The sequence below is a fragment of the Plantactinospora sp. CNZ320 genome (assembly GCF_002846275.1).
In genome coordinates, this window is sequence record NZ_PJMP01000001.1 from 293,376 (window position 1) to 314,761 (window position 21,386).

At 72.0% G+C, this 21,386-nt stretch carries 16 protein-coding genes; 10 read left to right on the forward strand and 6 right to left on the reverse strand.

The window, feature by feature from the left end:
- The first annotated feature begins 20 nt into the window (after positions 1-20).
- Entirely contained in the window at positions 21-1,001 is a 981-nt protein-coding gene (locus tag CLT71_RS01135; RefSeq protein ID WP_101365444.1) for an LLM class F420-dependent oxidoreductase, read from the forward strand.
- A 183-nt stretch (positions 1,002-1,184) separates the two neighbouring features.
- On the opposite strand, the gene CLT71_RS01140 is transcribed toward CLT71_RS01135, so the two are convergent.
- From CLT71_RS01140 to CLT71_RS01165, 6 genes are all read right to left on the reverse strand, one after another.
- Positions 1,185-3,689 (reverse strand): transglutaminase TgpA family protein, encoded by a 2,505-nt coding sequence (locus CLT71_RS01140; RefSeq protein ID WP_486482970.1) that lies wholly within the window; start codon positions 3,687-3,689, stop codon positions 1,185-1,187.
- A complete protein-coding gene (locus CLT71_RS01145) occupies positions 3,665-4,819 on the reverse strand; it encodes a DUF58 domain-containing protein (protein ID WP_101365445.1) in 1,155 nt (384 codons plus the stop codon). The genes CLT71_RS01140 and CLT71_RS01145 overlap by 25 nt, the downstream gene beginning before the upstream one ends.
- 10 nt (positions 4,820-4,829) lie before the next feature.
- A complete protein-coding gene (locus tag CLT71_RS01150) occupies positions 4,830-5,825 on the reverse strand; it encodes an AAA family ATPase (RefSeq protein WP_101365446.1) in 996 nt (331 codons plus the stop codon).
- Positions 5,826-5,876: 51 nt separating this feature from the next.
- Entirely contained in the window at positions 5,877-8,435 is a 2,559-nt protein-coding gene (locus tag CLT71_RS01155; RefSeq protein ID WP_486483640.1) for a fibronectin type III domain-containing protein, read from the reverse strand.
- Between the two features lie 330 nt (positions 8,436-8,765).
- The gene (locus CLT71_RS01160) at positions 8,766-10,031 is read right to left on the reverse strand and encodes a fibronectin type III domain-containing protein (protein WP_486482971.1); all 1,266 of its coding nucleotides are present in this window, start codon (positions 10,029-10,031) and stop codon (positions 8,766-8,768) included.
- A 248-nt stretch (positions 10,032-10,279) separates the two neighbouring features.
- Positions 10,280-10,858, reverse strand: coding sequence for an LURP-one-related family protein (locus CLT71_RS01165; protein ID WP_101365448.1), 579 nt, complete (start codon positions 10,856-10,858; stop codon positions 10,280-10,282).
- 255 nt (positions 10,859-11,113) lie between these two features.
- Between CLT71_RS01165 and CLT71_RS01170 the strand changes: the two genes are divergently transcribed.
- From CLT71_RS01170 to CLT71_RS01210, 9 genes are all read left to right on the forward strand, one after another.
- Positions 11,114-12,190 carry a toll/interleukin-1 receptor domain-containing protein gene (locus CLT71_RS01170; protein ID WP_101365449.1) on the forward strand — a complete coding sequence of 359 codons (1,077 nt, stop codon included), beginning with the start codon at positions 11,114-11,116 and terminating at the stop codon, positions 12,188-12,190.
- A gap of 410 nt (positions 12,191-12,600) precedes the next feature.
- Positions 12,601-13,374, forward strand: a complete 774-nt coding sequence (locus tag CLT71_RS01175; RefSeq protein ID WP_486482972.1) for a hypothetical protein — start codon at positions 12,601-12,603, stop codon at positions 13,372-13,374.
- A 359-nt stretch (positions 13,375-13,733) separates the two neighbouring features.
- Positions 13,734-16,718, forward strand: coding sequence for an AAA family ATPase (locus tag CLT71_RS01180; protein WP_101365450.1), 2,985 nt, complete (start codon positions 13,734-13,736; stop codon positions 16,716-16,718).
- Positions 16,719-16,965: 247 nt separating this feature from the next.
- A complete protein-coding gene (locus tag CLT71_RS01185) occupies positions 16,966-17,439 on the forward strand; it encodes a hypothetical protein (RefSeq protein WP_143743320.1) in 474 nt (157 codons plus the stop codon).
- On the forward strand, positions 17,440-18,294 hold the full coding sequence (locus CLT71_RS01190; protein WP_101365452.1) for a hypothetical protein: 855 nt from the start codon (positions 17,440-17,442) through the stop codon (positions 18,292-18,294).
- Positions 18,287-19,681, forward strand: a complete 1,395-nt coding sequence (locus CLT71_RS01195) for an alpha/beta hydrolase (protein ID WP_143743321.1) — start codon at positions 18,287-18,289, stop codon at positions 19,679-19,681. The genes CLT71_RS01190 and CLT71_RS01195 overlap by 8 nt, the downstream gene beginning before the upstream one ends.
- 80 nt (positions 19,682-19,761) lie before the next feature.
- A complete protein-coding gene (locus CLT71_RS01200; RefSeq protein ID WP_143743322.1) occupies positions 19,762-20,145 on the forward strand; it encodes a hypothetical protein in 384 nt (127 codons plus the stop codon).
- 210 nt (positions 20,146-20,355) lie between these two features.
- On the forward strand, positions 20,356-20,763 hold the full coding sequence (locus tag CLT71_RS01205) for a hypothetical protein (protein ID WP_143743323.1): 408 nt from the start codon (positions 20,356-20,358) through the stop codon (positions 20,761-20,763).
- A 27-nt stretch (positions 20,764-20,790) separates the two neighbouring features.
- Positions 20,791-21,294: a hypothetical protein gene (locus tag CLT71_RS01210; protein WP_143743324.1), complete on the forward strand. Its 504-nt coding sequence runs from the start codon at positions 20,791-20,793 to the stop codon at positions 21,292-21,294.
- Positions 21,295-21,386 lie beyond the last annotated feature (92 nt).

A 21,386-nucleotide genomic window follows, 5' to 3' on the forward strand; every position in this document is an offset into this window, starting at 1 on the left:
CGATGACCACACGCTGGGGAATGACGGTGCCACTGGGCGGCGTGCCGCTCGACGGGCACGACGCGATCTACGCCGCGCTCGCCGAGGCGGGTTTCACCGACCTGTGGTCCGCCGAGGTGGCCGGCAGCGACGCGTTCACCCCGCTGGCGCTCGCCGCCGCCTGGCAACCGTCGCTGCGGTTGGGCACCGCCGTAGCCCCGGTATTCACCCGGGGACCCGGGCTGCTGGCGATGAGCGCGGCGGCGCTGGCCGAGGCTGCCCCCGGGCGGTTCTCGCTCGGCATCGGGGCGTCGTCACCGGTGTTGGTGCAGGACTGGAACGCGACCCGGTTCGCCGACCCGTACCGGCGCAGCCGCGACGTACTGCGTTTCCTGCGGGCGGCACTGCGGGGCGAGACGGTCGACGAGGTCTACGACACCTTCACCGTACGGCGGTTCCGGTTGGAACGTCCGCCAGCCGTACCGCCACCGATCCTGTTGGCGGCGCTGCGCCCCCGGATGCTGCGGCTGGCCGGCGCCGAGGCGGACGGGACGATCCTCAACTGGCTGGCCGACGACGACGTGCCGAAGGTACTCGCGGCGTTGGGGGAGCGCCGCCCCGGCTTCGAGGTGGCTGCCCGGCTCTTCGTCTGTCCGACCGAGGACCTCGGGTACGTCCGGACGGCCGCCCGCCGGCTGATCACCACCTACCTGACAGTTCCCGCGTACGCGGAGTTCCACCGCTGGCTCGGCCGGGAGTCGGTGCTCGCGCCGATGTGGCGGGCCTGGGCGGCCGGTGACCGTCGGGGTGCCACCGAACTGGTCCCGGACGAGCTGGTCGACGCGCTGGTAGTGCACGGCAGCCCCGAGGTGTGCCGGGCGCGGATCGAGCGGTACGCGGCGGCCGGAGTGGACGTTCCGGTGCTCGCCCTGCTGCCCACCCCGGAGGTGACGGCCGGCGGCGCCGCCGCGCTGACCACGCTGATCGCCCAGCTCGGCCCAGCCTCCCTGCCCTCGGCCTGACCGCAGGCGGCTTCGGCACGGCTTCGGACCGGTTCGGCCCGGCCTCAGGCGGCTTCGGCCCGGCCCCGGGTGGGTTCGGCCCGGCCTCAGGCGGCTTCGGCCCGGCCTCGGACTGGTTCAGCCTCATCGCCAAGGTGTTGCAAGGTGCTGCCAAGGTGCTGCCGGGATGTCGGCGAGGTCTGGTCAGCGCCGCCAGCGCAGCGGGCCGGGATGCAGCGACCAGAGCACCCGGCGCCACCACGGCCGGCCGGCGCGGAGTTCGGCCGCGTACGCCACCGCCAGCTCCCCGGCCCGCCGGGCCTGCTCGTCGGTGGCGTGGCCGGGCGCGAACGCGGCCAGGTTGACCAGTGCGGCCAGGTCGTCGACCGGGGGCGTGGCCGGACGGAGCCCTCCCGCTCGACCCGGCCGTTCCGAGTCGAGGCCGGGCTCCGATCCGGGCCAGGGCTCCGATCCGGGCCGGCCGTCCGAGCCCTGCCGGCCGTCCGATCCGCGCCGGGGGTCTACACCGCTGCCAGGGGCGGATCCGCTGCCGGGGGCCGGCGTCGGATCCGTCGCGCCGGACAGGCTGGACCGGGCGTGCTCGGCGACCTCGGTCGCCGCCAGGTGCTCCGGCACCGGCCGCCCGGCCAGGCGCAGCGCGTCGGTCACCTCCCGCCAGGCTCCGGCGATCCGTTGCGCGGGCAGCCCTTCGGCGAGCCGGCGGCGACGCAGGCCCCGGCGCAGGCCGACGATCAGGGTGGCCAGCCCGGCGAGCAGGAGCAGCAGCCCACCGGCGCCGCCGCCGACCAGGACGGGAGTGCCGAGGCCGCCGCCCCGACCCGGGCCGGCCTGCGGGCCCGGGGTGGCACTCGGGGTCGCCGCCGGGCTCTGCGACGCCTCCTCCGGGGGCGGGGTCGGATCCTCCGGCTCCGGTTTGAAGTCCTGCTCGACCGGCTTGGGCCGGGTGTTCGGCTTCGGCAGCGGATCGAACGCCACCCAGCCGAGCCCCTCGAAGAGCACCTCCGGCCAGGCGAGCGCGTCCGCACCGCGTACCGGCCCGGTGCCGGCCGGCGGCTGGAAGCCGACCACCACCCGGGTGGGCAGCCCGGTCATCCGACCGAGTACGGCGAACGCGGCCGCGAACTGCTCAGACGTGCCCCGCTGCCCGCCACCGTTGCTCGGGCCGAAGAGGAAGAAGTTGAGGTTCGGATAGGCATGCCCACTGGGCGCGTCGGCCACCATCCGGTAGTGCTCGGCGAGGAACGTCTCGATCGCGTCGGCTCGGGCGAACGGCGCCCCGTTCTCCTCGGCGAGCTGGGCGGCGAGCTGCTGCATCTGCTCCGGTGCGCCCGGCTCGACCCGCAGGAACCGGGCCACCTCGTCGCCGGCCGGCACGCTCGCCGAGGGCAGCAGGCTGTAGTCAGGCCGCTCCTGCCGGGAGGTGACCGAATAGGTCAGCCCCGTCGTCAGCCCTTCCGGCCGGATCAGCGTCCCGCTCTCCTGGTCGTACGCCACCCGGGCGCCGGTGACCTCACGCGGGGTGGGTACCGCCGGCAGCAGCTTCCCGGTGAGGCTGTCGACGGTGATCTGCTGCACCACCTGCTGCACCCGGGCGTCGGGCAGCGGCTCCGGCTCCGGCAGTACCCGCCCCGCGTTCCGGTACGTCGCGCCGACCCGCCAGGTCACCCCGTCGTAGTCGCCCAGTACGGCGAGCCGGATCCGCTGACCGGGCGCCGGACCTTCCTCCTCATCGGTAGGCGGCTCCGAGTCGTCACCGCCCCGGGGCGGCGCGGCGGTGCCGGTCGGCTGCCCGGCGGCCGGTGGGCCGCCCGATCCGACCGTGGACACGTCGAGCAGCTTCTGGTCGGGGTTCAGCGCCCAGCCGGAGATCCGGATCAACGGATTCTCGTCGAGGCTGTCCACCTGGGGCGGTTGCACGTACCGGCGCGGGTCGACCGGGGTGGCATCGACCTGCCGGGCCACCACCGGCGCCACCAGCACGGTCAAGCCGAGCACCAGCACCAGGCCCAGTGCGGTACTCGCCAGGGTGCGGGCGCGCAGTGCGGCCCGTACCCCCGGACCCAGATTGTCGGCCGGATCCGCGCCGTGGCCGTGCTCCGGCGGCGCCGGCCGTCCGCCGGTGGCCAGCGCCACCGCGCCGGCGGCGGCGAACGCGACAGTCAGCCACGGTGTCGACTCGGCATTCGGGCCGACGACGTAGAGCGCGCCCGCGAACAGGGCGGCGGGGGCGGTCAGGCCGAGCAGCACCCGGTCGGCCCGGATCCCGACCTCGGCACCGGCCAGCCCGGCCAGCCAGGCCGCGACCAGCGGCACGATCACGGTGTCCGGCATCGGCTCGACCGGGATCAGCGCGGTGAGCAGCCGGGGGATGCCGTTGCGGGCGGCATCGGCCGACACCTCGCCGAGCGAGCCGGGCAGGTCGGCCCGCTGCGCGGTGAACCGGAGCGCGGCGGCGGTGTAGCCGAGCAGCACCAGCACCGAGAGCGGGGCGACCAGCCAGGACGGCAGGCGGCGGGCGGCCAGGCTGACCCCGACCGAGCCGACCGCCGCGCCGAGGACGAGCAGCCGCAGCAGCGAGTCGGCGTACACCCCGCCGAGGACGGCACCGGCCAGGCCGATCATCGCCACCAGGGCCAGCGGCACCGGCAGCGTGCGGAGGAACTTCACCACCTGCGGACCCCGTCCCACTCGGCCGCGAACTCCGCCCCGTCGGCCGCGTCGATCACTACCAGTCCGGTGGTGCCGGACGGGGTCTGCCCGCCGGCTCCGAACACCCCGGCCACCACCGACGGGTACCCGGGGCGGAGCGCGCCGACGTAGCCGAGGTCGGCGGCGGCACCGGGACCGGTGAGGAAGACCAGGGTGTCGCCGAGCCGTTCCTGCCGCAGCCGCAGGGTGGTGGTGCGCAGCGGATCGCCGTCGACGCCCTGTGGCCCGGGCACCAGGTCGGCGGCGGCGAGCCGGTCCAGGAACTCCCCGGAGCCGTCGGAGTCGGCCACCAGCAGCAGCGTCACCGGCAGGTCCTCCCGGCGGGCGGCGACCACCACCGAGGCGGCGGCCTCGCAGGCCGACTCGAAGGTCTCGGCGATCCCGTCGACCCGCTCCGGGTGGGCACCGGCCCGGTTGTCCAGCAGTACGACGATCCGGGGCAGGCTGGTGTCCAACTGCTCCTTGACCATCAGCTCGCCGACCTTGGCACTGCTGCGCCAGTGCACCCGGCGCAGTTCGTCGCCGACGACGTACTCCCGGAGCGAGTCGAAGGTGATCGACCCGTGCGGTACCTTGTCGATCCGCCCGTCCATGCTCCGGGCGATCCCGGCCGGCACCGCCGCCAGCGGATGGATCCGGGGATACACCCAGACCTGTGCGGTAGCGCCGTGCGAGCGGGCGACGGTGATCAGCCCGAGCGCGTCCCGCCCGGTGACCCGCAGCGGACCGACGTTGATCACCCCGCGCCGGATGGTCGGCACCGGATAGCTGACCGTGGTGTCCCGGCCGGGACGCAGCCGGAGCAGCGGCACCGGCACCGCCCGGTTGCCGCAGCGGTCCTCGGCGATCAGGTTGGCCGAGCGGAGCCGGGCGCCGTTGCGCACCGTCAGGGTCATCGTGGCCGGCTCACCCCGGCCCACCCGGTCCGGGTCGGCGACCCGGGTGACGTCGAGCCGGGGTCGCCAGGCGGCGTTGCCGGCGGCGCAGCCGACCGCGATGGCGGCGGTGGTGCCGAGCAGGGCGAGTTCGGGATAGCCGAACCGGAAACCGGCGACGAGGAGGGCGGCGGCGCCGACGAGCAGGCCGATGCCGCGAGAGGTGATGGTCATGGCGCCGGGATCAGGTGCCTGCCGAGGCCAGCTGCCCCGAGGGCAGCGGCACCGGCACCGACGCGACCGCCTCGTGCAGGACCTCGGTCGCGGTGACGCCCCGGACCTGGGCGTCGGGGGAGAGCAGGATCCGGTGCGCGAAGACCGGCTCGGTGAGGGTCTTGAGGTCCTCGGGGAGGATCCAGCCGCGCCCGTCGATCAGGGCGTACGCGCAGGCGGCCCGGGTCAGCGCGATCACGCCCCGGGGGCTGACCCCGACCCGTACCTGCGGATGGCTGCGGGTGGCTGCGGCGAGCCGCACCGCGTACGCGTAGAGCGGGTCGGCGATGTGCACCCGCTGGGCCATCCGGACCATCTCCCCGACGGTGGTGGTGTCGGTGACCGGCTCCAGCGCCTCCGGCGAGCGCATCGGCGCACCCCGGAGCACCTCGATCTCGACCGCCTCGTCGGGATAGCCGACCGACAACTTCACCAGGAACCGGTCGAGTTGTGCCTCGGGCAGCCGGTAGGTGCCGTCCATCTCGACCGGGTTCTGGGTGGCGACCACCAGGAACGGCCGGGGGACCGGGTGCCGTACCCCGTCCACTGTGACGTTGCGCTCCTCCATCACCTCGAGCAGCGCCGACTGGGTCTTCGGGGAGGCCCGGTTGATCTCGTCGGCGATGACGATGTTGGCGAAGACCGGGCCGGGGTGGAACTCGAAGCCCCGGCTCGCCTGGTTGAAGATGGTCACCCCGGAGACGTCGGCGGGGAGCAGGTCCGGGGTGAACTGGATGCGTCGCCACTTGCCGTGCACGGTCGCCGCGATCGCCCGGGCCAGGGTGGTCTTGCCCACCCCGGGCACGTCCTCCAGCAGGACGTGCCCCTGGGCGAAGAGCGCGGTGAGCGCCAGTCGGACCACGTGCGGCTTACCCAGCACCACCGAGCTGATGTTGTCGGCGATCCGGGCGGCCAGGTTGGCGAAGCCCTGCACGTGGTGCGGGGTAAGCGGCTCGTGGTTGTTCACGGTCGTGGTGCTCCTTGTTACCGGGGTGCTCCCTGTTACCGGGCGACGCGGTCAGCAGGTCGGCAGGACGTTGATATTGTCGCCCCCTTCGAGGTTGAGCCAGGCGAACGGGATGTACGGCTTGCCGCCGTCCCACTCGATCCGGACCCACCAGGTGCTGCGCTTGTCGTCGTTGTAGACGTAGGCGTAGACCTCTTCACCCGACGCCTTGCAGAGCGCCTTGATCCGGGTGCCCGGCTTGGCCCAGCCGACCTGGCGGTCGTCGTCCTGCCGGGTCACCGAGAATATCTCGTTGCCGTTGCGGCCCGGGCCGTCCGAGTTGCAGTAGGTCCGCTGGTCGCCGGAGGAGCCATTCTTGCAGGTCGCGATGCCGTAGACGGCGGCGGTCGCCTTGCTGACCTTGTCGCTGCCGTTGCCGGCCGCGTTGGTCGCGGTGACGGTGAAACCGTAGTTGGTGCCGGGGGTGAGCCCGGTGACCCGGATGCTGGAGCAGTTGCCGTTGACCTTGGCTCGGCCGTCCGGGGTCACCGAACAGCTCGCCTGGCCGCCGCCGGCGTCAACGCTGAAGTTGACGGTGACCGAGGTGGCGTCCGCGCTGGTGCCGGTGATGGTGACCCGGGGCGCCGCGACAGTCCGGGCGGTGTCGGTGGCGGCGGCACCCGGACCTGCCTCGTTCACCGCCTGCACCCGGACGGTGACACTCGCCCCGTCACCCAGCCCTCCCACGGTGGCCTGGGTGTCGGTCACCTCGCTCCGCTTGCCGCCCGCCTCGACGACGTACTTCGTGATGGGACGGCCGTTGTCGGCCGGCGGGCTCCAGGTCATCGAGATGGTGCCACGCGATCCGGCGACCGTCTTCGCCTGGAGGTTGACCGGCGCCGCCGGGGTGGTGAACGGCACGACGCTGTTACTGGCCGGGGAGGCGGCCGAACCGGCACCCTTCTCGTTGATCGAGACGACGGTGAAGGCGTACTGGTTGCCGTAGTCGAGTTCGCCGGCCGGGATCACCAGCTCCGTCTTGGTCGACTCGCCGACAGGTGCGTTGGCGCCGGCCGAGATCGCGGTCACGGCGTACTTCTTGATGCCGTAGCCCTGGCCGTTGGCGGCCGGCCACCTGACCAGTACGGTTCCGTCCGGCCGTTCCTCGGCGGTGACGCTGGCCGGCGGATCCGGCACCTCGGAGGTCGGCACCACCGGGTTGCTCTTCTTGGCCGGGCCGGCGCCCTTGGCGTTCACCGCGTGCACCGCGAACTGGTAGGTCTCGCCGTTGGTCAGGCCGGTCACCTCAAGCGAGCGCTGGTTGGCGCCCACCTCGAAGGTCCGGCCGGCGCCCTGCACCACGTAGCGGGTGATGGCGGCACCGTTGGCGGCGGCCGGTCGCCAGCTCACCCGGGCCCGGGCGTTGCCGGCCGCGGCGGTCACCGACTTCGGGGCGCTCGGCTTGTTGATCACCGGCTTCGGCGGCGGCGGGGGCGGCGGCGGGTTCGGCGGCGGGTCGCCACCGAGGATGTCGTTGGCGTACTTGTTGACCTCCTTGACCCGGTGCTTGTCGTCGATGACCCGGGCGATGGCCGAGTTCGGGGCGTTGATGAAGAGGTGGTTCTCCCGGACCTCCAGCTCCAGCGGGCCGTTGGCGCCCGGGATCTCGATCTTCTCCAGCAGCTTTCCGGCGGAGTCGAACGAGTAGACCGTGCCGGTGTCCTCGTCGGCGCAGTAGAACCGGTCCGCCCAGGCGACGGCGGGGCTGAGCCGGGTGCCGCCGCCGGGCACCTTGAACTGCTGCCCGACGGCGCCGTTGTCGGCCACCACGATGTTGCGGTCGTCGAGCACCGTCACCGGCACCCGGAGGCCGGTGGTCCGGGGCGGCAGGTCACCAGGGCCGGTGAGCGGCAGCTTGACCGGCCGCTTGTCCTTGCCACGCAGCGTGGTGAGCGTGCTGGTGGTCCGGTCGAGCACCGCCACGCCGTCGTCCAGGGTGGAGAGCTTTAGTTCGTGGCTCGGATCGGCGACCGCCTCGCTGAAGATCTGCTCCGGGTTGACGCTGCCGCCCGTGCCGCCGCCGTCGGATTCCGGCTGCTTGGCGGCGGTGATGGCGGAGACCGTCCCCTCGCTGGGCACGGCGATCCAGAGCCGCCCGGTCCCGTCGAACTGGCCACCGGTGATGCCCGGCGGATAGTTGATCTGCTGCCCCACCGGGGTCAGGGTCCGGGGGTCGAGTTGGCGCACGATTCCCTGCACGGCGTCGACGACGAACGCCGCGTCCTCGTGCAGGGCCACGTTGACCCCGAGCCCGGCGGTGGTCTTGGTGGTCGCCATGATCTGTAGCGTGGCGAGGTCGAGCGAGCTGATCTGACCGGTGTTCAGGTCGCGCAGGATCAGCAGCCGATCGGTCTGCACGACCTGCATCTGGTGGTTGCGGCCCTGCGGGATCTGCACCCGGGTGTCGACCCGCCCGGTCACCCCGTTGACCCGGGCCATCTCGCTCTTGGTCATGCTCCACAGCCAGGAGCTGGCATCGTAGCTGGCCACGGCGTTGTCGGCAGCGCCCAGGCCGAGCACGGTCAGACCCATCGCGGCGGCCAGCGCCGCCACGGTGGCGATGGTGACCAGTCCACCCCGGAGCCGGGACCGGCGACGCGCCGGGGGCGCGCCCGGCGCCGCACCGGTGGGGTCGGCCCCGCCGGTCCCGTTACTGCCTGTCAAGCCGTTGTCTGTGGTGACCACAGCCGGCCGCCTCCCCACCCCGTGAGCGGTCGTGTCCGACCGCCGTTGTCAGCGAATCTTTCCCGAAACCGCGTGCCATCATAGGGCCCGCGGCATTGGTCGCGGGTACCCGCGACGTGCCGTTGTGGACAGACAGAGCGCGAATTGTGGATAACCTCCGGTGTCCACCACCGTCTCCGCAGGTAGAACCCGGTAGGGACGGTTGTCGAATTGTGATCAGCGTGGCGTCGCCCCGGCGCCGTCCCGCTTCGTGCAGGCAAGATCCGACGGGGCGAATTCGTTGGTCGAATAGACGGCGAGCACCGAGAAGCAGTAATCGAGCTTGGGGTTCAACGCGTTCACCTTGAACGTGGTCTCCCCGGCACCGAGCGTAGTCATCGGCTTGGTCTGCTGGCCCGCCCGGCCGCCAGCGACGACGAACGGCACCGTCCCGCCACTCGGATCGGTCCAGCTGATGGTGATCGCCGAGCCCTCGTCGATCAGCTTCACGTCGGTCGGCGGTTCACCGGCGACGACCGGCTCGCCGCGCTCGTCGGTCGGCCCCTGCTCCGCCGACCCGCTCTTGTCCACCACCACCGCGACCACCACCACGATCGCGGCGACCACCGCCGCCGCGGCGGCGATCGCGGCGGCCACCGTCGAGCCACGGCCCCGGTTCGGCTCGGGGGCCGGTGCCGGCACCGCGGAGGTCGGGGTCGGGGTGATCACCGGGTACGACTCGAGCTGGCCGATCGACTGCGCCGAGTACGGCGGGTACGTCGACGGCGCCTGCTCGACGGAATTCGGTGCGTACGCCGACGGCTGCGCCTCGGCAGGTCGGGCCGGTACCGGATCGGTGGCCGGGACGTACCCCGGTGCGGTGGCCGACCGGAACAGCCCGTCCCCGCCCGGCCGGGCCGGCGGTGCGGACATCGGCGGTGCGGCCGGTGGTGCGGACATCGGTGGTGCGGACATCGGCGGCGCGGCGGGCGGTGCCGAGAGTGGTGCGGGTGGTGCGGACAGTGGTGCGGGTGGCGCGGAGAGTGGCATGGCCGGAGCCGGGGTGGCGGCGCCGGGCGCCTCACCCAGGTAGTCCTGGGCGGCCCGGACCTGCCAGTGGTCCTCTCCGAGCACACCCGGGCCGAGCGAGGCGACCCGGCCGAAGTTGCGCCGCGCCTCGTGCCGGTTGCCCAGTTCCTCGGCGACGGCGCCGAGTTCGAAGCTGAGCGACAGCATCAGCGGATCGGCGTCGCCCCACCGGCGCTGACCGTCGACGATCGCCTCTTCGAGCAGCCGCCGGGCCGCCGCCGGGTCGTCGGCTTCGCGGTGCCACTGCGCCAACAGTCCGACGGTGCCGAGCACCTCCGGATGGTCCTTGCCGTACGCCGGCCGGGCCGCGTCGAGCGCCTGCGCGAGGAGTCGACGGGCACCCGGATCGTCACCGCCGTCGCGAAGCGCTCGGGCGCGGCCCTGCACGGCGGCAAGTTGTGGAGGCTGAGACACGCCCGCCATGCTGCCCCCTGGACCGGGTACCGCGCCAGCCGGGTACGGCCCGACAATGCCGTTCCGACGCGGTGCGGGACGCCGCCACGCGTTGCGTACGCCGCTGACCAGGGGATGTGCGTACGCCGCTGACCGGGGTGGTCGGAGCATCGAGCAATTCCGTTCGGAGTATCCCGCGATCCGGTCCGGGCAGCAGGTGACGGTCCTGTGCGAAGGTGCCCCGGACCGCGCCCTGCCGGCTCCCCGGGTCAGCGGCTCTGCAACGCGTCCAGGCCGACCGCCATCGCGATGACCAGCCGACGGTCGAGCTGCGGCAGGTGGACGTCGACCACGTACCGGTCGCGCAGGCCCCACTTCTTCACCACCGAGAAGGCGGGCTGGCCGTCGATGGTGAAGTCGAAGTGGTACGGCAGCCAGGAGAGCGAGTCGACGAACCGGCGCAGCAGCGCGACAGGCAGGCTGCGCTCCTGACCGACGGCCTGGCCGAGACCGGGCTGCTCGACGTGCCAGGTGGAGCGGAGCAGCGACGACTTGAAGTCCTTGCGGAACAGCCCGATCGGCGTACCGACGGCGTCGGTCACGTCGTACGTGGCGCCGAGGTCCATCACCTGACGGGCCTTGAAGCCGAGCACCGGCTGCTGCTTCGAGTCGTCGGTGTAGAGCGTCACCTGCTCCTTGAAGGCGAGCCGCTTTTGTTGGGCGAAGGCCAGCAGTCCGCCCTCGGAGCCGTCCGGGTTGACCGCGTGCACCTCGTACTGGTTGACCATGAACCGGAGCCGCTGCCGGATGTGGAACTGGCGCTGGGACTGGAGCACATCGTGCTGCATGGGCAGGTTTCCTTCGTCTGTGGAGGTTTCTCCGGCGTGGTAGGCCGGCATGCTCGCCACCTACTGTGCAGGCGCAGCCCCGGAGTGTGGCACAGCGGGGCGGCGTGCGCCGCCCGGTCAGGAGGCTACCGTGCCGCCGACAGACCGGTGACCGACGTGCCGGTGGTGCACATCGACGCAGACCGGTCGGACTGCTTGGATGAGGCGTCGGTGCGATCCCGATCGGCGACGAGGCCGAGAAGAGGGAGCAGGGGAATGACCCAAGAGGACCGTTGGGACTTCTTCATCGCGTACGCGCCCGCGGACCGCGCCGTCGCAGAGGAACTGTACGACCTGCTCATCCCACCGTTTCGGGTCTTCCTCGACAGTCGGAGTCTGCCGCCCGGCGACGACCGGGAGGGCCGGCTGTCGGCGGCCTGGTGTCGCGCGGCGGTCGTCCTGATGCTGGTCTCGGGCGGCACCGACCGCGCCCACCACCTGGCGGAGCCGGCTCGGGCGATCGACCCGTGCGGCCGGGAGGGCGGCCGGCCCGTGGTGGTGCCGATCCTGCTGGACGAGACAGCGGCGGTCCCGCAGCTGCCCCAGGATCGGCTGGAGCAGGCGGTCACCGCCAGCGGCGGCCTGCGGCAGGTGGCCGAACGGCTCCGGAGCACGCTGCGGCTCCGGCTGGCGCTGCCTGCCGACGAACTGCTGCGCCGGTACGAGCAGCGGGCGGTGGTCGAGCGGGTCGTCAGGCTGGTACCCCGGGACGGCTTCGATCCGGCCGGACGACTCGGCCTGGACACCCGCAGGTATGTCTTCGTCGGCGACCACGACGAGCAGCGGCACCGTACCCTGCGGGAGATCCTCGCCAACCTCTGGATCGGGGACGCCCTCGAGCAGGTGGCCAACTCCAACGGCCCGTGGCTGGCCCTCACCTTCGAGTTGAACGAGCTGAACCGCCGCAAGCTGGACCTGCTGCCGGCGACCTGGAAGTCGGCGTTCCTGATCCTCTCCGATCCGAGCCGGGCGGGGTGCTTCGAGGCGACCGACGAGGAGCGCACCCTGCTCGGCCTACCGCCCCGCAACTACTACTCCGACGACCAGCAGGCGTGGTATTCGAGCTGCACCACCCGGGAACGCAGGTACACCCCGTGGGGTCCGGACTACTTCATCCGGGAGGTGCTCGGAATCAGCTGGCTCTGCTTCACCGGTACCGGGCTCACCCAGGGGGCACGCCGGTCCAGCGGGCTGCCGTCCCGGGTCTTCTTCGTCCGGAACCTGCCACTGCACAGCATCGACTACCGGATCCAGGATCTGGGCGTACCCGACGATGGTGTCGCACTGGACTAGCGCTTCGTCATCGCGGATCACCGGGACGGCCGGCATTCGCATGAGCGACCGGCGGCGGAGCCGGGGGTGGTCGGTGCGGAGACTGTCGAGCTGGGTGCACACGCGGGGCACGGATGCCGGGGTTGCCGACGCCGGGTCGTCCGGGGATTGCGGTGATGCCGAGGACGGCGTGCACGGTCCGGGTCGACCGGCCGGGGCGGGACCGGCGGGCGGATCGGGGTTCGGGGCCGGGGGGTTCGGGACCTGGGCTCGGGCAGCCCGGGAGGGTGGGCGCACAAGCGGGGCAGCTCGACAGTCTCGTCGGCGAACATCCCCACCCCGCAGCCGACGAGACGTCAGACCGCCGGCTCAGAGGATTGGAAGGCATTGGCACGGGTACCCGGCGCATCTCCTACGACGGAGGTTGGCACATGTCGGAGCGGCATACCGTACTGCGCTCGATGCACGATCTCGGCCTGGCTGCCTGGTTCGGCGGCTCCCTGATGGGGGCGATCGGGGTCAACGGCGCGGCGGCGAAGGTGAGCGACTCGACCCAGCGGCTCGGGGTGGCTTCGGCCGGCTGGGCCAAGTGGACGCCGGTGAACGCGGCGGCGATCGGCACGCATGTGGCCGGTGCCGCCGGTGAGCTGATCACCGAGAGTCCGCGGATGCTCGTCCAGGCCGGGGTGGGCAGGATGAGCGCCGTCAAGACCGGGCTGACGGTGGCGGCACTGGCGGCGACCGGCTACAGCCGGATGCTCGGCATGCAGTTGGAGAAGAGCAGCGAGGCGCCGGTGGTGGCGACGACGGCGCCAGCGAACGGTACGCCCGCGAGCGTCGCGGCCCGGCAGCGGCAGTTGCGGGTGTTGCAGTGGGTGATTCCGGCCCTGACCGGCGGACTGATCGTGGTCACCGCGCTCGCCGGCGAGCAGCAGAAGCCGGGCCAGGTGCTCCAGGGCATCCTGAACCGGATGAACGGGATCGAACGCCGGGCCAAGGGCATGCGCGGGATGGCCACCCGACCCATGCGCGGGATGGCCGGAATGGGCATGAACGGGATGATGGGCAAGGGCGTGCGGGACGTGCTCGGCAGGCGCATGCCCGCGATGGCCGGCAAGGGCGCACGGGGGATGGCGACCAGGGCGCTGCCCGGGATGGCCGGGATGCGGATGGTCCGGGGCGCGGTGGCGAAGCTCCGTCACTGACCCACCTCGTCGTTCTGTCGTGGCGGCCGGTCCTACCTGCGGGACCCCGCCGTCCCGTAGTGCGGGAAGTGGATGTCCGGTGGTGGGCACGATCCGCGACAGCACCCACCCGGACCTGGCGCCGTCGCTCGCCGCCACGCGGCCGGCAGGTGGTCTCGGCGGCAACCCGCGCGGCCTCTCCGAGCTGCGAAAACGGTACCGTCGTCAGGATCGGCCCCGAGCCGCCGGCCATAGGTTCTCCGGCGCTGCGGTGTCAATGGACTGATGACTGCTTATAGTTCGGCCCGTTCGCTCTGGCATGGACGACCGTCTACGCGGTTACCTCGGACAGGATCAGCCCATGTCCTGGAGGTACGCAGGTGCCGGTCACATCGCCGTCCGAGCCGACGGCCGTACCGCGACCGGTGGCGGCACCCGCCGTCGCCCTGGTCGGGCGGGATGCCGAACTGGCCCGGACGATCGCGCTGCTCGACGAGGACAGGTCACGACCCCGGTTCCTGGTGCTGCACGGTGAACCGGGGATCGGCAAGAGTCGCCTCGTCGCCGAGCTGGCGAAGGTGGCCCGCGAGCGGGGTCGCCGGGTACTGCTCGGTCGGGCGACCGAGTTCGAACGCTCCCTGCCGTACGCTGTGCTGCTGGACGCGCTGGCCGGCGTACCCGATCATCTGGCCGAGCTGCACGCGTCGCTGGACACCCTCGCGGTGCCCGACCCCGGCGGGCCGGGGCCGGCCACTGCCGCGGTCGAGCGGCACCGGCGGCACCGGCGGTTGCGCAGCCTGGTCACCGCCGCCGCCCGGCCGACCGGGGCGCTGCTGGTCTTCGACGACGTGCAGTGGGCCGACGACGCCTCGGTCGAGTTCCTCGGCTATCTGCTGCGGCATCCGCCGGACGCCCGGCTGACGGTCGTGCTGGCGTTCCGGTCCGAACAGTGCCCGCCGAGACTCGCCGAGGAACTCGCCCACCTGGCGCCGCTGCCCGAATGGCTCTGCCTCGGCCCGCTGGGCGCTGCCGACGTCGACCGGTTACTGCCGGCCGAACCGGCACCGCGACGCAGGCTGCTGCACCAGGTCAGTGGCGGTAACCCGCTCTATCTGGAACTGCTTGCCGGCACCTCGACGCAGGTCCTCGGCGCGCTGCGCCGGGGCGACTTCCCCGAGGAGCCGGTGACCAGTGCGCTGCACGGTGCGATGGCGACCGAGATCCGCGGGCTCGGACCGACCGAACGCCTGGTGCTCCAGGCCACCGCCGTGGTCGGCCCGGGCCTCGACATCGGCACCGTCGCGGCTGCGGCCGGGATCGACCCGCGACGCACCACCGCCGCGCTCGACGCGCTGGTCGCCCGTGACCTGATCCGCCAGGTCGGCGCGGAACTGGACTTCCGGCACTCGCTGGTGCGCGCGGTGGCGTACTGGCTGGCCGGTCCGGCCTGGCGGCTGGCCGCCCACCGCCGCGCCGCCGCCCACCTGGAACGTGCCGGCGCCCCGCTGACGCTCCGGGCGCATCATCTGGCCAAGGCGATCCAGCCGGGCGACGAGGCCGCCGCCGAGGTGCTGGTCACGGCCGCGATGACCACCATGGGTACGGCGCCGAGCACCAGCGCCGGCTGGCTGCGCGTCGCGTTGTCGGCACTGCCGGACGGCTCGGGTCGATCGGAACGCCGGAACGAGCTGCGGTTGCTCTTCGCCAAGGCGCTCGCGGTGACCGGCCAGTTCGACGAGGCGCGCACGGTGTTGAACGATCTGGTCGTACTCGCCGGCCCGCACCGGCACGCCGCGGTCGAACAGCTCGCGGTGCTGGAACGGCTGGCCGGCCGGCTCGACGTGGCCAGCGCGCTGCTCAGCACCGAGCTGGAAAGGCTGGGCGCCACCGGCACGCCGCAGGCGATGCTGCGGCTGGAACTCGCGGTGACGGAGATGCTCGCCGGCCGGTGGCGCGCCGGTGCCAGACACGCCGGCAAGACGATGGACCGGGCACGCCAGGGCGGGTACCGGGGGATCGAGGCCGCCGCCGGCACCGTACTGGCCACCTGTGCGGTCGCCCGGGAGCCGTTGGCCACCGCCCGGCTGCGGGTCTCGTACGCCGCCCGGATGATCGACGCTCTCGGTGACGTCGCGCTCCGGGACGAGCTGGGTGCGATCGCCCTGCTCGCCTGGATCGAGGCGATGCTGGACCGGGTCGCCGACGGGCTGGCACACGCCGAGCGGGGCATCGAGGTGGGACTGCGGTACGGCAGGATCCACGTGCACCCACTGCTCTACGCGGCCCGGTCCGTGCTCTACGGCACGATCGGCCGGGTCGACGACGCGCTGCGGGACGCCGAGGAGGCCGAGGAGATCGCCAGGTGGCAGGGGGGTGCCGAGGCGGCAACGCTGGCTGCGGCGGTACGCCTCCGGCCGCTGCTCTGGCTAGCCGGGCCGGACGCCGTACGCCCGGCCCTGGAACGGTTGCGGAGCAGTGCCGCGCCACGCTCCACCCTGTACCGGGCGGTGGTCCGGATGCACCTGGCCGAGGCGAGCGCGGCGGTCGGCGACGACGCCGGCTGCCAGGAGTTGCTGGCCGACGCGGAGACCTACCGCTGCCTCGGGCCGGCCGAGGCGGGCGTCCTGGTGGTCCGGGCACTCTCCGCATCCGCATCCGGAGCCATCGCATCCGCGGCCGGAGGTGGAGGTGCAGCCGCGGCCGGCGGCGGTCGGGCCGGGGTGCTTTCCTCTGGACAGGAGGCATCGGCGGGACCGGATAGGCCGGCAGGGCTGCCACCGCAGGCCCGGCGTTGGCTGGTCCGGGCCGCCGAGGCCGCCGGTGACCTGCCCGGACGGCTCGGGCTGGTCGGGATGGCGGGTGCGACCCTGGCCCTGGCGTACGACGCACCCGGCGACGCCGTGACGGAGGCGTTACCGGCAATTGACCAGTTGGCTGCGGTCGGGATGCCGGTGCCCGAGGGGCAGGCCCGGATGGTGCTCGCCGAGGCGTGCGCGGCGACCGGGGATCCACGGTCGGCCCGCGAACAGCTCGGCCAGGCCAAGCGACTCTTCACGGCCAGTGGCGCGCGCTGGCTGGCCGGGCAGGCGGATCGGGCACAACGCCGGCTGGCCGCCCGGCTGTCCCGGCGTGCCGTGTCGGCGGAGCAGGACGGTGAGGTGTCGGACCCGACGCACCCGCTGGCGCTGCTGACCGGGCGGGAACGGGAGGTCGCCGAGTTGACGGTCACCGGTGCCACCTCCCGGGCCATCGCCCGGCAGCTTCAGATCAGCCCGCGTACGGTGGACGCGCACCTGATGCGGATCTACCGCAAGCTCGGGGTGACCTCCCGTACCGCCCTGGTCAGCCTGTTGGCCCGGGGGTGAGGCGGCGGTCGGCAAGCGCTCCGACCTCGTCGCTTCTGATGGCCGTTGTGGGCATCCGGTGCGTCACGAGGAGATCGTCGTGCGGCGGAACGAGTTCGGCCGCTGCCCGCTCGACGCCCGCTCTGCGAACTCCCGGGTTGACCGGATGGGACACGCTGAGCGTGGCATGTTGACGGATGGCGATGAATCGGGTGCTCTGTGCGTCTGATGACTGCCTCGCTGCGGGTCTGGCGTGGAGGGATGGGGCGTGCTTCGGGTGTACGGGGATCCGGACGAGTTGGATCGGCTGGCCGGCCGGTTGCGGCAGCGGGCCGCCGAGATCCGGGAACAGGCGGCCGACCACGAGCGGCGGGGGCAGGCGGCGCGGTGGGTGTCGGTGTCGGCGCAGGCGTACCGCGATCAGGCGGGCCGGGACCGGGGGCAGGCGGACCGGGTCGCGGACGAGTTGGACGCGGCGGCCGACGCGACGGTGGCGCACGCTCAGGAGGTACGGGAACTGATCGCGTTGATCGCTCGGATCGAGGAGCAGGCCAAGGCGTGGTTCACCGCGACCGCGGAGCGGATGAGGGATCTGGCGCCGCTGGTCGGCGGGCCGTTGATGAAGGCTGCGATGGAGGCGCCGTGGGCGGGCTGGCCGGTGCAGCCGGGTAACCTGCCGGTCTCTGGGGACCGGCGCTGGCTGGAGGTCGGCGAGTTCCTCCGGGGCAGGGGAGTGCTCTAGGTGGGCGCCGCCAGTGACGTGCTGCCGGCACGCCGGCTGGTGCTGAGCGCTGCGGAGTGGACATTGCTGGTCCGTCGCACGGGGTTGGCTCCGCCGCCCGGGTTCGACGTACCGGACGAGCCGGGGTCGGATCTCCTGCGCGCCGCCGGGCAGGCGCTGGCGGCCCGGGGCGTGGTGACCGTCGACGGTGATCCGGTGGAGTGTCGGCCGGCGGAGTCGGTGCTGGCGAACCTGGCGACGTTCGTGGCAGCGCGGGCGGTGATCCGGGTCGAGGCGTCGGTCGAGGGGCGGTCGGCACGGGCAGTTCTGGCGGTGGCGGGGCCGGTGGGGGCGGCCCTGGTCGGGCTCGCCGACGGTGCTGTCGAGTTGTCGATGTTCGAGGCGGTGGTGCTCGGGCGTGAGCTGGTCCGGGTCGTACCGGCGGAACGGGACCTGGCGGGGGCGACGGGACCGCTCGGCCAGGCGCTCGGCGGTGACGGCGATTCGCGGGTGTCGGGGCGGCTGCCGTTGGCGGCGCTGGCTGAGTACACCCGTTCTGCTGAGCTGGCCGGGACGGCCGGGCGTGCCGAGGCGGTGGCGGCGTTGGGCTTGACGGCGGCGCAGGTGCGGCTGGTCGAGCAGGTGCAGGCGCGTACGACCGGGGTGTTGCGGGTGTTGGTGAGTGGCCGCAGCGGCGTCGGGGTGGGGGTGGCGCAGGTGGTCTGGTTGGCCACCGAAGACGGCTGGCTCGGATTGCGTCCAGAGCCGGACGGTTCGGGTCGGCGGATGGTGTCGGTGCGGCCGGTGGCCCGGGAGGAGATCGGGGTGTGGCTGGCGCCGTATCTGGGACAGCTTGTGGAGGGTGGCGATGGGTGATCCGGAGTTCCAGGTCAGCGGCGGCGCCGGCGGCACGGGTGCTCGGTACGAGGACATCGGTCTGCTGGCCCGGCACAGCGATGACCTGGCCCGGGACCTGGCCGGGATCAGCGTGCAGGGGCACGGCATGCTGGCCGATCCGGACCTGGTGGCTTCGGCGGTGCTCAACCCGGGCGGGTTCGCGAGGATCGAGGCTGGTCTGCTTCGGGCGCTGGACGGTCCGCAGGGGTTGACCGCGTTGTCGTTGGGGTTCGGGCAGCGGGCGATCGCGTTGCGGACGGTCGTCGCCTCCTACCAGGCTGTCGATGAGGAGCGGGCCCGGACGATCGAGACGTTGCGTTGGGCTCTCGGCTACGGGCTTGGCACCGGGATCAAGGCCGGCGTGCTGGGGCCGGCGACGCTGCTGCCGTTGGCGCCGCTGGTCGGTGCCGGGGCGCTGCTGGCCGACGACGTCGACTGGGAGCAGCTGGTCATTGACCATCCCGGGATCGTCGACACCCTCGTCGGTTTGGGGCCGGGGCTGATCAGCAGCCTTCCGGGCGCTCCGATGGTCGGTGACGTGCCGGGCGCTGCGGACCTGCTCGGCGAGTTCTACGACGACGGCACCTACTCGGTCACAGTGCCGGACGTGAACGGGACCGGCACCAATATCGACACCTCGGACGGGTCGATGAGCGACCCGCCGCGAGGCTTCGGTGACCTGATCGATGGCCTCGATTACCGCAACGAGGCGGCCAACGCCAGAAGTCCGGATCAGATCGACGTGCGGGTGATCACGCATCCGGACGGCAGCACGGCGTACGTCGTCGACATTCCCGGCACCAAGGAGATGAACATGCCGTGGAGTGCGGACAGCCCGTTCCTCAACGACATGGGTACCAACGTGCACGTCCTCGGCGGCGACACCACCTCCCGGCAGCACGCCATCGCCGAGGCGCTGCGGATGGCCGGGGCGGGCGCCGACGACCCGGTGATGCTGGTCGGGCACAGCCAGGGCGGGATGGTCGCTGCCCAGGCCGCGCAGGACTCCGCCAGCGGCGGCTTCCCGTACAACGTCACCCACGTCGTCACGGCCGGCTCGCCGATCGGCAACACCGAGGTTCCGACCGGCGTGCAGGTGCTGGCACTGGAAAATGCGCGCGACGTCGTGCCGCACCTCGACGCCACCGACAACCCTGACCGGCCCAACCACACGACGGTCACCTTCGACGCCCAGAACGGCTCCGTCGGCAGGAATCACGGCGCTGGTTCCGCGTACCTTCCCGCCGCGCAGGCGCTGGACCGGAGCGCGGATCCGTCGGTGCAGGCGTACCGGGACAGCGCTGGCGCGTTCCTGAACGGCGAGACCGTCGAGTCGAAGGTTTATGAACTGCACAGGGTGCACTGATAGGGGTCGACGGGAGAGCGACGATGCGACGATTGAGGGAGCACCGGCCGGTCCGCGCTGGCGGGCTGGTGGGGTTGGCGGTGAGCGTACTGCTGGCGGTTGTTTCCTGTTCCGTACTGGGGGACTCGCCGGAGGAGCGGGCGGAGTCGGATGCGATCGCTGCCGAGATTCAGGAGGTGCTGGCGGCACGGCCCGAGGTGGTCAGGGTGGAGGTCGGGTACCAGAACAACATCAGCAATGCCGAGAGTGCCTCCGTGACCGCGACGCTGCAGGCCGGGGCTGATTTCGATCCGTTCCTCGATGAGGCCGTCCGGCTGGTCTGGTTGAGCAAGCTCGACCCGCTCAGCTCGATCAGAGCCTCCGCGATCGACAACGAAGACAAACAGCGCAACACCACCCGCCATCTCACTCCTGACGACATGGCCGAACTGGAACGCAAGTACGGTCCTCGACCGCGGGGATAGTCGTCAAGTGCTGGAGGCAGTCGGGTCAGAGCGCAGCCCGACCGAAAGCGCCGACCAGCCGTGGGATTTGGCGCAGTACCGGACAGTGCTGCTGCGTTTCGGAACGGGAAGGCCGTGGAGTCGAAGGCCTGTGAATTTCAGGGTGCACTGATGCGAGTGGACAGGAGGGCGCGGAAGATGCGGTGGTCGAGGGGGTTCCAGGCGGTTCGTGTGGGTGCGCTGCCTGGGCTGGCGACGATCGTGCTTCTCGCTGTCGCCGCGTGTGGTGGGTTGGCGGATTCTCCGGAGGAGCGGGCGGAGTCGGATGCGATCGCCGCCGAGATTCAGGAGGTGCTGGCGGCACGGCCCGAGGTGGTCAGGGTGGATGTCGGGTACCAGAACAACATCAGCAATGCCGAGAGTGCCTCCGTGACCGCGACGTTGCAGGCCGGGGCTGATTTCGATCCGTTCCTCGATGAGGCTGTCCGTCTGGTCTGGTTGAGCAAGCTTGATCCGCTCAGTTCAATCAGGGCCTCCGCGATGGACGACGAAGACAAACGGCGCAGCGTTACCCGTCACCTGACTTCTGATGACAAGGCGGAGTTGGATCGCAAGTACGGCCCCCGGCCGCCGAGATAGTCGGGTGCGTTGTCGCCATAGGCCTAGGTGTACGAACTGCGCGGGAGTCCGCTGATGTGCGTCGAAGGGAGAGAGTCCGGGGTGTGGTGGTCGAGGGGTCGCCGGGCGTTGGACCGCGTCGGCCGGCACGTCGGCCTAGCAATGGTCGTGTTGGTTGCTGTCGCCTCCTGCTCCATATTGGGGGACTCGGAGCAGGAGCGGACAGAGTCGGACGCGGTCGCTGCCGGCGTACAGGAAACTCTGGCGCAACGCACGGACGTGGTCAGGGTGAAGGTCGGATATCAGAACAACATAAGCAATTCCGCAAGTGCCTCGGTCACCGCGTTCCTGAAACCCGGAACCGACTTCGAGCCTTTCATCGAAGAGGCTGTCCGGCTGCTTTGGCTGAGCAAACTCAGTCCGCTTTACGGAATCAGTATCTCGGTCTCGGACGATGCCGACATCTATCGTGGTACCACGCGGTACGTGGCCCCGGCCGACGAGGACAAGGCCGAGCTGGAGCAGAAGTACGGGCCTCGTCCGCCGGGATAGTCCTGGTGTACCGCTGGCCGCCGCGTGAGCATCCAGGAGACGATGAGTGAGGGGATCCATCTTCGGTGATCCCCGGGCCCGCGCCGGCACGA